The organism is Pseudoalteromonas thalassia, from assembly GCF_049257215.1.
GTDB classification, from domain to species: domain Bacteria; phylum Pseudomonadota; class Gammaproteobacteria; order Enterobacterales; family Alteromonadaceae; genus Pseudoalteromonas; species Pseudoalteromonas lipolytica_C.
Genome location: NZ_JBMMUE010000014.1, coordinates 68,966 through 83,364 on the forward strand (window position 1 = coordinate 68,966; position 14,399 = coordinate 83,364).

12 protein-coding genes are annotated in these 14,399 nt (G+C 41.8%); 9 read left to right on the forward strand and 3 right to left on the reverse strand.

Annotated features, from left to right (window positions below):
* Positions 1 to 122: 122 nt before the first annotated feature.
* From AAEU31_RS15850 to AAEU31_RS15860, 3 genes are all read left to right on the forward strand, one after another.
* Positions 123 to 740: a methylamine utilization protein gene (locus AAEU31_RS15850; RefSeq protein WP_135922883.1), complete on the forward strand. Its 618-nt coding sequence runs from the start codon at positions 123 to 125 to the stop codon at positions 738 to 740.
* Positions 727 to 1,956 (forward strand): hypothetical protein, encoded by a 1,230-nt coding sequence (locus tag AAEU31_RS15855; protein WP_421967710.1) that lies wholly within the window; start codon positions 727 to 729, stop codon positions 1,954 to 1,956. The genes AAEU31_RS15850 and AAEU31_RS15855 overlap by 14 nt, the downstream gene beginning before the upstream one ends.
* A gap of 74 nt (positions 1,957 to 2,030) precedes the next feature.
* Entirely contained in the window at positions 2,031 to 3,632 is a 1,602-nt protein-coding gene (locus AAEU31_RS15860) for a methyl-accepting chemotaxis protein (RefSeq protein ID WP_281547143.1), read from the forward strand.
* A gap of 51 nt (positions 3,633 to 3,683) precedes the next feature.
* Here the strand turns inward: AAEU31_RS15860 and speE are convergent, their stop codons facing one another.
* A complete protein-coding gene (gene speE / locus AAEU31_RS15865) occupies positions 3,684 to 4,547 on the reverse strand; it encodes a polyamine aminopropyltransferase (protein ID WP_135922880.1) in 864 nt (287 codons plus the stop codon).
* 198 nt (positions 4,548 to 4,745) lie between these two features.
* Here speE and speA point away from each other — a divergent pair, with 198 nt between their 5' ends.
* Genes speA through AAEU31_RS15885 form a run of 4 tightly spaced genes read left to right on the forward strand, consistent with a single transcriptional unit; the run spans position 4,746 to position 9,726 of the window.
* Positions 4,746 to 6,626, forward strand: a complete 1,881-nt coding sequence (speA, locus tag AAEU31_RS15870; RefSeq protein ID WP_421967711.1) for a biosynthetic arginine decarboxylase — start codon at positions 4,746 to 4,748, stop codon at positions 6,624 to 6,626.
* Positions 6,627 to 6,647: 21 nt separating this feature from the next.
* Positions 6,648 to 7,526 (forward strand): 1-acylglycerol-3-phosphate O-acyltransferase, YihG family, encoded by an 879-nt coding sequence (gene yihG / locus AAEU31_RS15875; RefSeq protein ID WP_138558483.1) that lies wholly within the window; start codon positions 6,648 to 6,650, stop codon positions 7,524 to 7,526.
* Positions 7,527 to 7,555: 29 nt separating this feature from the next.
* Positions 7,556 to 8,479 (forward strand): 1-acylglycerol-3-phosphate O-acyltransferase, YihG family, encoded by a 924-nt coding sequence (yihG, locus tag AAEU31_RS15880; protein WP_135922877.1) that lies wholly within the window; start codon positions 7,556 to 7,558, stop codon positions 8,477 to 8,479.
* Positions 8,476 to 9,726 carry a mechanosensitive ion channel family protein gene (locus AAEU31_RS15885; RefSeq protein WP_135922876.1) on the forward strand — a complete coding sequence of 417 codons (1,251 nt, stop codon included), beginning with the start codon at positions 8,476 to 8,478 and terminating at the stop codon, positions 9,724 to 9,726. Before yihG (AAEU31_RS15880) ends, AAEU31_RS15885 begins: the two co-directional genes overlap by 4 nt.
* On the opposite strand, the gene chrA is transcribed toward AAEU31_RS15885, so the two are convergent.
* Positions 9,723 to 10,859 carry a chromate efflux transporter gene (gene chrA / locus AAEU31_RS15890; protein ID WP_138558484.1) on the reverse strand — a complete coding sequence of 379 codons (1,137 nt, stop codon included), beginning with the start codon at positions 10,857 to 10,859 and terminating at the stop codon, positions 9,723 to 9,725. The two genes, AAEU31_RS15885 and chrA, sit on opposite strands and share 4 nt — an antisense overlap.
* Positions 10,860 to 10,982: 123 nt before the next feature.
* Here chrA and AAEU31_RS15895 point away from each other — a divergent pair, with 123 nt between their 5' ends.
* A complete protein-coding gene (locus AAEU31_RS15895; protein ID WP_421967712.1) occupies positions 10,983 to 11,762 on the forward strand; it encodes a substrate-binding periplasmic protein in 780 nt (259 codons plus the stop codon).
* 79 nt (positions 11,763 to 11,841) lie between these two features.
* A complete protein-coding gene (locus tag AAEU31_RS15900) occupies positions 11,842 to 12,474 on the forward strand; it encodes a YiaD family glycine zipper/OmpA-like lipoprotein (protein ID WP_135922873.1) in 633 nt (210 codons plus the stop codon).
* A gap of 79 nt (positions 12,475 to 12,553) precedes the next feature.
* Here the strand turns inward: AAEU31_RS15900 and AAEU31_RS15905 are convergent, their stop codons facing one another.
* Positions 12,554 to 14,326, reverse strand: a complete 1,773-nt coding sequence (locus AAEU31_RS15905) for an ABC transporter transmembrane domain-containing protein (RefSeq protein ID WP_421967713.1) — start codon at positions 14,324 to 14,326, stop codon at positions 12,554 to 12,556.
* Positions 14,327 to 14,399: the final 73 nt, after the last annotated feature.

Genomic DNA, 14,399 nt, shown 5'->3' on the forward strand with positions numbered 1-14,399 from the left:
CACGTATTCACATACATGCTTCAAGCATAAAGTGACTTGCCAGTTAATACGAGAGATCTGCATACGTATTCAACAAAGTGAGTGCTGTGATATCAGGCCCTATACTGAAAAAGGTTTAAAAAATGATAAGAATAACCCTGTTGCTACTACTATTGTTTAGCCAAGCTTTATTGGCGCAGCAAATACAAATAGTGGATAAGCAGAATCAACCGGTCAAAAATGCAGTTGTTTGGTTAAAAGGTTCTCAGCAGCTAACTTTGCCTGATACTCATTACACTATGAGTCAGCAGGAGCGTGCGTTTGTTCCTCATGTCTTGGTTGTACCAAAAGGAGCGAATGTTGAATTTCCGAACCTTGATTCAATCATGCATCATGTTTACTCGTTTTCTAAAACGAAGCAATTTGAGCTAAAGCTTTACCATGATAAACCAGAACAACCGATTAACTTTGCGCAAACGGGCGTTGTAGAACTTGGCTGTAATATTCATGACTGGATGTTGGGCTATATTGTTGTGGTTGATGGCACTGTATTTGGGCAAACAGACAAACAGGGTATTGTAAATTTACCACTACCTGAAGGGCCTCATATATTGGCGGTTTGGCATGATCGCTTTAACGATGTTAGTTCGCCAGAAACGATAGAAATTTCCACCTCTAATAGTCAATTTAGCTACAAATTAAAGCAAACTTTGTTACCAAAATTAGAATTAAACAACGATGAGTTTGATGATTATGAATAACTGGCAAGCCTTGGCATTGGTTAGTGTTTTGGGTTTACCTGCGCTGGCATTTGCTGAGCATGATGGCTTGGTAACTGTGACGGCTGTGCGTGGCGACCAACTGTTGAGCTATCAGCGAGAAGGAATTGGTTTGTACCGTTATGACCAAGAGCATGATGGTTTAGTGATATCCCAAGCTATGCTTAGTAGTCGTTTTGAATTAAGCCGAGATTGGTCTGCGCATACAGTGCTTAACGCTCATCCTGATCCTGAACTAACCGTAGGTTTTAGTCAGGCCTATTTACAGTATCAGCCTCTCACAGCAAGTCGCTATAAATGGGCTGTTAAAGCGGGTGGCTTTTATCCAAAAATGTCACTAGAGAATCCGCAAAGTGGCTGGATATCACCCTATAACTATACTAACTCTGCGATTAATACGTGGATAGGGGAAGAGGTGCGCGCCTTTGGTCTTGAGGCCAGTATTAAACGCCCAGGTCGTCAGTTTAGAAGTAACCACAGTTTTGAAGGCTTTGCATCGGTTTTTAAAGGTAACGACCCTGCAGGAACGCTGCTGTCATGGCGAGGATTCGCTATGCATGATAGGCAAACCACGTTTAATGAACAAATCGACTTTGCTATTCCATATTCATTCGAATGGGCGCAGCTTGATAAGCAAGCTGACTATGTTGAGCCTTTCGAAGAAGTAGATGGTCGCTTTGGATATTATTTAGGTATGCATTGGGATTATCAAAAAAGGTCACAGTTTCGCGTTTATTATTATGACAATAACGGTGACCCCGGTGCTTTAAATACCCGTACAGGTCAGTATGCGTGGGATACACGTTTTTTAAGTGCGGCATGGTTGTATAAGTTCAATCAGCAAACCCGCATTATTGTTCAGATGCTAGATGGCAAAACCGCAATGGGTAAATACCGTGGGATAGATAACGATTTTTACAGCCATTTTGTTTTATTAAGCCACAAGTTAGACCAGCACCGTCTTACAATTAGGTATGATTACTTTAAGGTAAGTGATCATGATGATTGGCAATTTGATCCTAACCAAAGTCGTGGAGAAGCTTTAACCGCAAGTTGGCGCTATCAACTGTCAAACAAGTGGCAAGTAGGTGCTGAATATTCAGTGCTGAGCAGTGACGCTCAAAATAGACCCGGTATGGGATTTAATGAGCATAACTCGCAGCAGCAATTTCAACTTTCAGCGGGTTGGCAATTTTAATTTCATACACTTTTATCGTTTTTCTACTACCATTCTAAGGAGTGGGTAGGTTAGATTTTGAATTAGGACAATGTATGAAGTTAAAAAGCATTCGCGTCAAAAGTTCGTTACCAATCGCGTTATTAGGTATTGCCATAATTCTCCTAATTGCGGGCTATACCTATTTAATTAACCTTCAAGAAGAAGCCATTGATGCACAGTCAGAACGTTTTTTAAAGGCTGTCTCTGTGGTTGTTAATGCTGACCGAGACTTGTATCAAGCCAAAGTGGCAGAGCTGCAACTTGTTACCCAATTGAAGGGTGATAAAGGCCAGCTTACTGAGCATCAAGAGAATGCTGAACAAGTGAAAGATCGTTTTAAGCAATACTTATCTTATATGTCACCTTATGCTGAGATTGCAGGGCAATTCCGTAACTTTGATAGCGCGTTTGATGCTTGGTACAAAGCCTCAACAGCTTATATCAACAGCCCAGCTAACGCTTCGCAAAAACAAGCGGCTGAACAAACCTTCTCTGAACTACGTGATGTTTTAGATAAAGCGGGTGAAGTAGCTGAAAAAACGTCGCAAGACGAAACAGAAAGATTGATGGCTAAAATCATGGGCTTTAAAGTTATGCTTATGGTGATGATTGCAGTGGTTTTAGCTGTGGCGGGTTGGTTTAGTTATTTTGTACCACGTCAGCTTACAAAGCAGATCAACTTTGTCACTGAACGGATTAACGAAATTGCCTCAGGAGATGGTGATTTAACTGGCCGTATAAATGTTAAAACCCAAGATGAATTTGCCGAACTGGCAACTGCATTTAACCGCTTCTTAGATAATTTGCAGCAGCTTATTAAAGATATTTTAGAACAGGCAAAAGAGCTTAATACGCTTGGTAACGATCTAGGCAATTTCGCTAATCAAAACCATCAAGTAAATCAAAAGCTCAGTCAAGCATCTGAGTCTATTGTAAGTGCTGTACATGAAATGAGTGTGGCAAGCCGTGAAGTAGCCAATGTAGCGCAAAATTCATCCCATGAAGCCGATAACTCACAGCAGCTTGCTAAACAAGGTTTAACAGCCGTAGATAATTCGAGCCGTAAAATTACAGCGTTGTCAGAAAATATGGAACACGCCAGCCAGCGCTCAACGGAGTTGCAGCAAAGCTCAGACAACATTGCCAAGGTGCTTGAGGTTATTCGTGCGATTGCCGAGCAAACTAACTTACTTGCACTTAATGCGGCAATTGAGGCAGCTCGGGCAGGAGAACAAGGTCGCGGCTTCGCGGTAGTGGCAGATGAAGTGCGAACACTCGCTACGCGAACCCAAGAAAGTACCAATGACATTCAAACAATGGTTGAACAGTTTGCCGGTAGTGTTGAGCAGTCATTGCAAGCTATTAACTCGGGTAAACGTTTTGCTGACGAGGCAGTAGCATCTTTCGCGCAAACGAATGATATTTTAAATGCTATGCAAGACTCATCTGTAAAAGTTAATGATATGGCAATGCAAACGGCACAAGCCACCGAAGAGCAAACCGCTGTTGCTGATGAAATCAGTCAAAACTTATCTGACTTAAATGATCAAACTCAGCAAGGGGGCGGGCTGGCAAGTTCAACCCAAGAAGTGGCAACTAGGATGACTCAACTAACTAATGAACTCAATCATTTAGTGAATCGGTTTAAGGTTTAATGCAATAAAAAAGGGCTCAATTGAGCCCTTTTTTACATCTAACTAAAACGCTTACTTTTTCTCAAAAGCACGTTTCATATAATTTGGTGTTGCCAATGCACCGTGGTGAATACCTGCATTGTAGTATTCTGTGCTTTGCGCGAGTGTATTTGCATCGTCTTCACGAAAACCTGCAAACGCTTCTGATTTACGAGCAAGCGTCACTGACCATAAACCACTTGGGTAGATAGGTTGTGGGAAAGGTAGTGTTTGCAGGTCAACAAAACCAACCTCTTTCATTGCGTCGCGCATTTCTACTAATAGTGGCATGTGCATAAGTGGTGATTCACTTTGCTGAATTAAGATGCCGCCAGGGCGAAGTGCAGTTAAACAGCTGGTATAGAAAGCATGGTTGAATAAACCTTCGCCTGGGCCAACTGGATCTGTACCATCGACAATCACCACATCGATTGATTCAGGCGCTGCTTCACGCATGTATTTAATGCCGTCGTCAAACATCACTGTAGCGCGAGGATCTTGGTTTGATTCACATAGCTCAGGGAAGTACTTAAGTGACATTTGCGTCACAACTTCGTCGATATCGATTTGTGTTACGCTTTCAACACCAGGGTGTTTTAATACTTCGCGTAAAGTACCGCAGTCACCACCACCAATAATCACAACGTTTTTAGGGTTTGGGTGTGCAAGCAATGCAGGATGACTGATCATTTCGTGATAAAAAAAGTTTTCACGGCTACTTACCATCGTACAACCATCAATAATCATCAGATTACCGAAGTCAGTTGTCTCGTACATTTCTACTTTTTGAAATGGTGATTGCTGTTCATCAAGCTTTTTAGTTATGCGTAGTGAAAAGGCGCTACCATCACGGTCACTAATTTCAGTAAACCAGTTGTTTTGATCTAAATTGGCCATCTTGCTTATACACTTTTGGTTAATGGTAAAAAAGGGGTGCAATTCTGCCAGTGCTTGGCCAATTGCTCAATCAAATTTTAATCAGTATAGCGAATATTTTTTATCACTTTGGCATAGAGTGCATTTTTTGTTAGCGTGGGCAGCTCGGGCGTATTAAAATGTGCGTTTATATTTATTGAAATTACAGAAGACATTGCCATGACTTGGGGTTTAGACAAAGCACGCGAAACATATAATGTTGCTCATTGGAGTGACGGCTATTTTGATATTAACGCACAAGGTGAGCTGGTTGCTTATCCTGATGGCGATCAAACAAAGTCAGCGATATCTTTGTCTGAGCTTACTGATCAATTTAAAAAGCAAGGTCTTACTTTGCCTGTATTAGTGCGCTTTACTGATATCTTGCAAAATCGTGTTGGCACCTTAACAAGTGCATTTACCAAGGCACGTCAAGCGCGGGACTATCAGGGCGAGTATACTTGTGTTTACCCTATAAAAGTAAACCAGCAACGCTCTGTTGTTAGCAAGTTACTTGCTCACCCAAGTGGTTTGGTTGGCCTTGAAGCTGGCTCAAAACCTGAGCTTATGGCGATTTTAGGCGTAGCCAAAGAACCAATTACTATTGTTTGTAATGGCTACAAAGACAGTGAGTTTTTACGCTTAGCCTGTATTGGTCAAGGTATGGGTCACAAGGTTCACATTGTTGTTGAGAAGCTCTCTGAACTAACCACTTTACTAGCTGAAATTGATGACTTAGGCATTGAGCCATCGATTGGTATTCGTATTCGCTTAAACTCGGTTGGTAAAGGTAAATGGCAAAATACCGGTGGTGAAAAAGGTAAGTTTGGTTTAACTGCAGGGCAAGTGCTGTCTGCTGTTGAGCTACTTAAGTCGCGTAATAAGCTCCATTTAATGCAATTAGTGCATTTCCATATTGGCTCTCAAATAGCCAATATCCGTGATATTCACCGTGCATTGCGTGAATGTGCTCGTCACTTTGCTGAGCTAACGCAGTTAGGTGTACCACTTAATACAGTTGATGTAGGTGGCGGTTTAGGTGTTGACTACGAAGGTTCTGGTTCTCGTAGTTCGTGTTCAATGAATTACAGTGTTGATGAATATGCACGTAATGTCGTTAATGCGTTTGCTGAAGTGTGCCAACAACATGACCTTAAACACCCAGCCATTATTACTGAATCAGGTCGCGCGTTAACTGCGCATCACGCTGTATTAATTACTGATGTTATCGATGTTGAACGTGCACCTAACCATGCAAACCCAGCTGCGCCTGAGGCTGGCAGTGTATTGGTGCTCGATGAAATGTGGCAGTGCTTACAGCGGTTAACTCCGCGCATGGCACTAGAAATTTATCACGATGCAATGCACTTATTTAGTGAAGCACATGATCAATACGTTCACGGTTTGCTGACTATGATTGAGTGGGCGAAGTTAGAGCAGTTGTACTTCACTATCTTACACCGTGTTCGTGCTTCTCTCAGTGAAAATGCCCGTGCCCACCGTGAAGTGTTAGATGATTTAAACGAAAAACTGGCTGACAAGCTATTTGTTAATTTCTCATTATTCCAGTCACTGCCTGATGTTTGGGGTATTCAACAGTTATTTCCTGTAATGCCAGTTGAAAACTTACATAAGCCGTTAACGCAACGCGCTATTATTCAAGACATTACCTGTGATTCTGATGGACAAATTCGTAACTATGTTGAAGGTACAGGTATTGAGAGCAGTTTACCTATTCCTGAGTACAAGCAAGGCCAGCAATACCACATCGCGATGTTCTTAGTGGGTGCTTATCAAGAAATTTTAGGTGATCTACATAACCTGTTCGGTGACACAGACTCAGTGCATGTAGAGTTAACTGATGCAGGCTATCAGTTAACCAACGCAATTAAAGGTGACAGCGTTAAGGACGTATTAAAGTTTGTTGATTATGATAGCGACATCCTTGCTGAAAACTTTGCAAAACGGGTTAACTCACTGGCAATTGATGAGCAATCTAAGGCACAATATTTATCAGAACTAAATGCAGGCCTTGCTGGCTACACGTATTTTGAAGATTAAGCGTTAAAGGAATAAGTAGTAATGTCCATGATCCGTTGTGTGTTCAGTTTTTTATTTTACACCCTTAATACACTTTTTTGGTTTGTGCCCATCTTTATCTGTGGTGTGATTAAACTTATACCAATCAAACCGTTACAAAAGCTCATGAGCTGGATAGCGAAGCAATGCGCCACTATGTGGGTGAGTTGTAACAGTATTAATCAAAATCTATTTGCTTCATATAAGCTGAACGTAACGGGTCTTGAGCAACTAAAAGCGAAAGACTGGTATTTAGTTATCGCTAATCATCAAAGCTGGGTAGATATTGTTGTGATGCAGCGTGTATTTAATCGTCGCATCCCATTTTTGAACTTTTTTTTGAAGAAAGAGCTAATATATGTACCTTTCTTAGGTCTTGCATGGTGGGCACTGGATTTTCCATTCATGACCCGCACTAGCAAATCACAATTAAAGAAAAACCCTAAATTGCGCGGTAAAGATTTAGAAACCACACGTAAAGCATGTGAAAAATTTAAAGAAATGCCGGTAAGTATCGTTAACTTTGTTGAAGGTACGCGTTTCACTGCTGATAAGCACGCGCGTCAGAATAGTCCATTTACGCATTTATTAAAGCCAAAAGCGGGCGGGGTTGCGTTTGTGATGCAAGCAATGGGTGAGCAAATTTCTAAAGTGGTGAATGTAACTATTCATTACCCAGACGGCATACCTAGCTTTGTGGACTTTGCTAGTGGGCGTGTAAAGCAGGTTGATGTGAAGGTTGAAGTCATGGAAGTGAGCCCTAATTTAATTGGTGATTATACAGGCGACGCTGATTTTAGAGTAAACTTTCAAGCTGAGCTTAATCGTCTCTGGGATGAAAAAAATCAGCAACTAGCAGAGTTTAAAACACACGCGAAGTAGTTGCAGTTGACGTACTCGAGAGCACACATATGTTAAAGAAGTTTCTACCAAATTGGTTAACAGGCGTTCTAGTTAGCATTGTTTTGTTTGCCAACGTAATTATTTGGGGCACGCTTGTGCTGCTTTTTGGTGTGCTTAAATTACTACTGCCATTTAAAGTAGTTAGCGATATTCTGCATGGTGCTTATCGAGGTTGGTGTAAAGGTAACCGCTTAGCACTGTGGTTAGGTTGTGAGAATATCGATATTAATATTCAAGGCAGCGTTAGTAGGGATGGTTGGTACTTACTTATCTCTAATCATATGAGCTGGCTAGATATTGTCGTACTTAGTGCGATAGATGTTTTACCCGCACCAAAGTTTTTCTTAAAAGATGAATTAAAATATGTGCCCTTCATTGGCACTGGTGCATGGGCCATGGGCATGCCTTTTATGAAGCGGGTTAGTAAAGCGCAATTGGCAAAAAATCCAAAGTTAAAGGGCCTTGATGTTGAGCGTACCAAACGCAGTTGCCGCGACTTTCGTAATCATCCAACAACTATTATCAACTTTGTTGAAGGCACACGCTTTACGTGCCAAAAACACAAAAAGCAAAATAGCCCATTTAGTTACCTTTTAAAGCCTAAAGCGGGCGGTATTGCCTTTGCTCTTGAGGTGTTAGGTGAGCAGTTTGATGCATTATTAAATACCTCGATTATTTATCAAGGCGAGGGTGATCACATCTGTCGTAACCTGATGCGTGGCCGCTTAAACGTGATTAAAGTGGATGTGCATTTACAAGCAATTAGCGCAGATATGATTGGCGATTATCAGCACGATCGTGCATTTAGAACGACTTTTCAACAGTATGTTAATAATTTATGGTTGCAAAAAGATGCGCAGCTACTAAGTTATCACCAGGCTAAAGAAGCGGATTACATTGCTAATATCAATAAAGAGGTTGAAGCGCCATGAAGCAAACTCACCTGCAAGAATTAGTGATGCCTTGGTTTGAATCAATGCCAGACGCGACACTTGTAAGTGCATTAACGGCGACAGCTATCGGCGTTGGCTCATTACTATTAATTTATATGTTTACCCGTCGTTTATTGTTGCCAGGCATTCAAAAGGTCGTTACTCGTTTGTCACCTGAGCGTATTGGTGCGCTTGCACCTATGCTCAACAAACTAAATCGCCGCTTTGCTGGTGCTTTGTGCTGTGTCCTTTATTTAGCAACTTTCGATTATGTTTATCCTGTTCATGATGTTGCTGCACTCGTTTTAAAAACAGTAGGTCAAGTTGCGCTCATTATTTATGGTGGCTTCATTTTAAGTAGTGTAGTGAGCATTGCCGGCGGTATTTATAATCAACTTGAATTTGCTCGAGACATTCCGATTCAAGGGTTAATCCAGGTTGTTAAACTGATCACTTTTATGGTTTGCGCCATTCTCATTGTGAGTATTTTGCTGGAGAAGTCGCCAACTTATATTCTCTCAGGCTTTGGTGCAATAGCGGCAGTGACCTTACTCGTATTTAAAGATACTATTTTGGGTTTTGTCGCCAGTATTCAAATTGCAGCTAACCGTTTAGTGACCTATGGTGATTGGATCCAAGTAGACAGCTATGGTGCTGACGGTGAAGTTATCGACCTTGGCTTAAACACGGTTAAAGTGCGTAACTGGGATAACACCATTACAACCATTCCGACCTATATGCTGGTTGCTGGGTCATTTAAAAACTGGCGTGGCATGCAGGAGTCTGGCGGTCGTCGTATCAAACGCTCTTTAAACATTGATATGAATAGTATTCGCTTAGTTGACGATGCGTTTCGTGAGCAAATAGACACAGCTATTCCACTGCATGACTATATTCGTGTTTCTAGCTTGCCAGATCCGGTAACCAACCTTGGCTTATTTCGTCGCTATGCAGAAGGTTACCTTAAGCAGCATGAAAAAATAAATCGTGATTTAACCCTGATGGTGCGTGAGCTACAGCCAATGAACCATGGTTTACCAATCGAATTCTATTGTTTTAGTGAAGACAAACGCTGGATTTCTTATGAGCACTTGCAAGCAGAGATAATGGATCATCTACTTGCGGTGTTGCCAATTTTCGCGCTTAGACCTTATCAGAGTGTTACAGGCCAGATAAGTGCAAGTGAGCCACAAACAGGGCTAAAGCCAAGTATTAAGGTTGCTAATCCTCCGCGCGAAAAAGCTTAAAACTGACCAATCAGTACGCTAAAAGCAATAAAGCCTAACAATAGCCACCAAATTGGTGGCTTTGCCATTCTTAGCCAAGTAAATGCGGCAACCACCAAGCCTACTTGCCACAGATTTTGCACTGCCGACTGCCAAATTGGTGAATAAAGGGCGGCGGCTAAAAAACCTACCACGGCGGCATTTAATGCTGCGATACTACCCGCAAAGCGAGGCTTATCAGCTAATTGTAACCAGCTTTTCATAAACGCTAACATTAATAAAAAGCCAGGTAAGAAGATTAGTAAAGTAGCAACAATCGCACCTATAAGTGGCGTATTTGGAGAAACCTGTGCGCCTAAGTATGTGGCTATGGTAAACATTGGCCCTGGTATGGCTTGCGCACTGGCATAAGCAGATAAAAACTGCTCGGTTTCAAGACTCGGCACACCCGCTTGTAAAATGGGTAACACAACGTGACCGCCGCCAAAGACCATGGCGCCAGTTTGATAGAATGGGGCAAACACAGAAAACCACTCACCTAAAGGTAAAAAGCTAACCAGTAACAAAACAGTAAATAAACCAAGCGGTAACCAAGCAATTTTGACTGATTTGTGTTGTTGATTCTCTGGTAGTTTAAGTTGAGGATAAAACCAACCTAAGGCTGCTGCTGCAATAAGTACTATAATTTGGCTCGATAACTGTGAAAACACAATCAGCGCAACCGTGCTCAGTACCGCGATAAGTTTGTGTAAGTGGTTTTTGCAAAAGCTCATTGCCATACTGTAGGTTGCATCGGCAACAATCACCACCGCAAAGAGTTTAAGCCCGGCTATCACAGCAAAGTAAATATCACCAAACTGGTGAGCACTAAGAGCCAAAAAGAACATAATTAAAAATGAGGGCAGGGTAAAGCCAATAAAAGCACATAGGCCACCTAATAAGCCTCCTTTTTCAACCCCCATTGCAAAGCTAACTTGGCTTGAACCGGGGCCTGGTAACGCTTGGCTTAGGCTAATAAGTTGCGCATAGCGCTCAGCGGTGAGCCATTTTAAGTTATCAACAAAATGACGTTTAAAGTAACCAAGATGTGCAGCTGGGCCGCCAAAGCTCATGCAGCCCAATAAAAAGAATTGTTTAAAGATAACAAATAACATTACTTTTGCCGTTACAGGATAGTTGTTTCTATTATGACAAAATTGTATGACATTTTTGTGGTTTTTATGACACTAGGCCGTCTACAATATAGAAAACGAGTGAACGTAGTTATGAGTATCACTATGAAGCAGTATTTTACAAGTTTGTTGTTACTACTGGCTAGCTCCTTTGCATTTGCAACTACTTTTGAAAAAGTTGTGGTGGCTGTTGATCATGCGCCGCCTTACGGCATGGTATCAGAGTCAGGCCAAGTTAGTGGGGCGATAGTCGATATCATGCGCGAAATGCAAAGCAGCCTTCCCATGAAACTTGAATTTGTCGCTTGCCCGTTTTCGCGCTGCTTAAAAATGCTCGAGCAAAATGAGCTAGATGTGATGGGCGGGCTTATCCGCACAGAAGCTCGTGAGCAAAAAATGCAATTTTTAACCCCACCCTACATGATGTTGTCATCTTCTTTTGTTTTTTATGCAAAAGCTGATAGTGAGTTTGCAGTAAATAACTATCAAGATTTAGTTGGTAAACGCATTGCGGTAATGCGAGGAGCGGCCCATTTTTCTCGTTTCGATAAAGATAAAACACTCACCAAAGTTGAAGCCTTAAGTGAACACAATGCCTTTGAAATGTTACTGAAGAATAGAGTTGATTTGGTCATTGCTGTTGAGGAAACAGCGGATCATTCAGCAGCCATTTTGCAAAGGCCATCACAAAGTGTAAAAAAGATGTCGTATCGTTTTGATGATGTGATTTTTGGGCACTTAGCATTAAGTAAGCAATTTGCTAAGTCTGAGTTTGCTCAAAAGATTCAAACTCAACTGAACAACCTAGTTCTCGATGGTCGCCTAACAAAAATAGTGGCGGAATATAACTTACCGGCTGTTTCAGCTGCGGCTATTGTTAATTAACTCTTTCTTCATAGTTTGTTCATTGTTGTTTAATTATAATGGATAATAATTCGAAATTAATATTGCCATGGAGAGACACATGACTATTAGTAAATCAGTTTTAACAGTGGGCGTTTTGGCCGTTTTATTAACGGGTTGTGAAACAACTAACACAGGTAAAGGTGCAGCAATCGGTGCAGCAACTGGCGCTGTATTAGGTAAAGCAACAGGCGACCATGACGATAAACGTATCTTCATAGGTGCTGCAATTGGTGCATTAGCAGGTGCAGCAGTTGGCGATTACATGGATAAACAAGAAGAAGCATTTCGCGATGAGCTAGCAGGCTCTGGTGTTGAAGTGGTTCGTGAAGGCGACAATATTCGTTTAGTAATGCCATCAAACATTACTTTTGCCACTGATCAATCTTATATCTCGTCGGGCTTTCACAGTACTCTTGATGCAATTGCACAAGTGATGAACAAGTATGAAAAAACCTACTTAAGTGTTGAAGGTCATACCGACAGCACGGGTAAAGATAGCTACAACATGACGTTATCTCAGCAACGTGCGCAAAGTGTAAAAGATTATCTAGTTAATCATCAGATCATATCTGCACGCATCAGCACGCGAGGCTATGGTGAAACGCGCCCTGTAGCGAGCAACGATACAGCTAATGGTCGTGCTTTAAATCGCCGCGTAGAAATTCAGATCGTACCGAATACACAAGGTTAGATATTACATCTAGATTTGTGGTCAGGTTTGATATGCCCTTTCAAACCTGACATTTCTCTTCTTATATCGACTCGCTTAATTAATCTCGATTAAACTGTAATTCGCACAATTGTTTATACAATGGGTTAGTCTCAAACAACTGTTGATGCGTACCCGTTGCAATAATTTCTCCTTTATCCATTACAACAATCACATCAGCATGTTTAACCGTTGCCAAACGATGGGCAATAATCAGGGTTGTTCTGTCTTTCATTAGATGCTCAAGGGCAGCTTGTACATGAAATTCACTTTGTGCGTCGAGTGCACTAGTTGCTTCATCAAGTAATAAAATTGCTGGGTCTTTTAAAATTGCTCGCGCCAGTACTATACGTTGTTTTTGCCCACCAGAGAGCCTGACCCCTTGCTCCCCCAAAAAGCTGTGATAGCCATCAGGAAGTTGCTTAATAAACTCATCGGCATGAGCATATTTAGCCGCCGCATATACTTGCTCGTCAGTGGCGTTTGGGTTGCCATAACGTATGTTGTGCATTACGTCTGAGCTAAATAAAATTGGGTTTTGTGCCACCATCCCCATTTGCTGGCGTAAGCAATCAAGAGAGAGTGCTTTTATGTCTATGCCCGCCAGCGAAATACTCCCTGAACTTGGGTCGTAAAAACGTTGCAGTAATTCAAACAATGTTGTTTTACCAGCGCCCGATGGGCCAACGATTGCAACAGTTTGTCCTTGTTTAACTTGTAAGTTAAGCGCATTTAAAGCGGCTTTATCTGGCCTTGAAGGGTAATGAAAAGACACATCATTAAACTCGATAGCAGGGTGATTAAGCTTGTTTATCTCAAGTTGTGCATCATGATTTTTATCTGGGCTTTTGATCATGCTTTCAACGGCAAGTAGCTCTAATAATCGCGCTGCTGCACCTGCGGCTCTTTGTAGCTCACCGTACACTTCGGCAACCGTTGCTACAGACATCGCCACCATAATCGCATAAAACACGAAAGCACCTAGCTCACCACCTGTCATGGTGCCAGCTAATACGTCGCTGCCGCCAACCCACAGCATCACGCTAATAGCACTAAAGGTCAGAAATATCACCGCGGCAATCAAAAACGAGCGCTGTTTGATGCGGCTTTTTGCTACTTGAAATGCCTTGTTGGTTTCTTCGTTAAATGCTGCTTTTTCACGCTCTTCATGACTATAACTTTGCACGACTTTTATATTTTGAATGATCTCGCCTGCGTAGGTGCTGATATCGGCAATGGCATCTTGGCTTGAGCTTGCGAGTTTTCGTACCTTTCGGCCAAAAATCATCATCGGCAGTAATACCACAGGCACACAAGCAACAACCACAAGGGTTAGCTTTAAGTTAGTGATAAGTAGCATAGCCAAGCCACCGATGAGCATTAAGCTACTGCGTAATGCCATCGAAAAAGAGGAACCTATAATAGATTGCAACAAGGTGGTATCAGTGGTCAGACGCGACATCAGCTCGCCGCTGCGGTTTTCTTCAAAGTAGCTTGGGTGTAATGTAACGATGCGGTCAAACACGGCTTTACGAATATCGTTACTGACTCGCTCGCCAATCCATGACATTAAATAAAAGCGACAAAAAGTACCTACCGCTAATAAGCTAATTAAACCAATCAGTACCATCACTGCTTGCTGTAGCTGAGCTTGTGAGCCTGCAATAAAACCATGATCAATAACAAATTTAACACCTTGTCCAAGAGATAAGTTGACTCCGGCGGTAAGCAACAAGGCGCCAAGCGCTGCAAACACTACCCATTTATAGGGTTTTATAAAAGCTAAAATCGGTAATAAGCTGCTAAATGCGGCCTTTTCTTTATTGTTAGACATGCTAGATTCTTGTTGGTGAATAGGGTATAGATATGGTTATCAATGCTCTAAAAATCAACAGTTATTAAGGGAT

Coding starts and splice junctions, on each gene's coding strand:
- AAEU31_RS15850 (WP_135922883.1), top strand. CDS start 123: ATGATAAGAATAACCCTGTTGCTACTACTATTGTTTAGCCAAGCTTTA.
- AAEU31_RS15855 (WP_421967710.1), top strand. CDS start 727: ATGATTATGAATAACTGGCAAGCCTTGGCATTGGTTAGTGTTTTGGGT.
- AAEU31_RS15860 (WP_281547143.1), top strand. CDS start 2,031: ATGAAGTTAAAAAGCATTCGCGTCAAAAGTTCGTTACCAATCGCGTTA.
- speE (WP_135922880.1), bottom strand. CDS start 4,547: ATGGCCAATTTAGATCAAAACAACTGGTTTACTGAAATTAGTGACCGT.
- speA (WP_421967711.1), top strand. CDS start 4,746: ATGACTTGGGGTTTAGACAAAGCACGCGAAACATATAATGTTGCTCAT.
- yihG (WP_138558483.1), top strand. CDS start 6,648: ATGTCCATGATCCGTTGTGTGTTCAGTTTTTTATTTTACACCCTTAAT.
- yihG (WP_135922877.1), top strand. CDS start 7,556: ATGTTAAAGAAGTTTCTACCAAATTGGTTAACAGGCGTTCTAGTTAGC.
- AAEU31_RS15885 (WP_135922876.1), top strand. CDS start 8,476: ATGAAGCAAACTCACCTGCAAGAATTAGTGATGCCTTGGTTTGAATCA.
- chrA (WP_138558484.1), bottom strand. CDS start 10,859: ATGTTATTTGTTATCTTTAAACAATTCTTTTTATTGGGCTGCATGAGC.
- AAEU31_RS15895 (WP_421967712.1), top strand. CDS start 10,983: ATGAAGCAGTATTTTACAAGTTTGTTGTTACTACTGGCTAGCTCCTTT.
- AAEU31_RS15900 (WP_135922873.1), top strand. CDS start 11,842: ATGACTATTAGTAAATCAGTTTTAACAGTGGGCGTTTTGGCCGTTTTA.
- AAEU31_RS15905 (WP_421967713.1), bottom strand. CDS start 14,326: ATGTCTAACAATAAAGAAAAGGCCGCATTTAGCAGCTTATTACCGATT.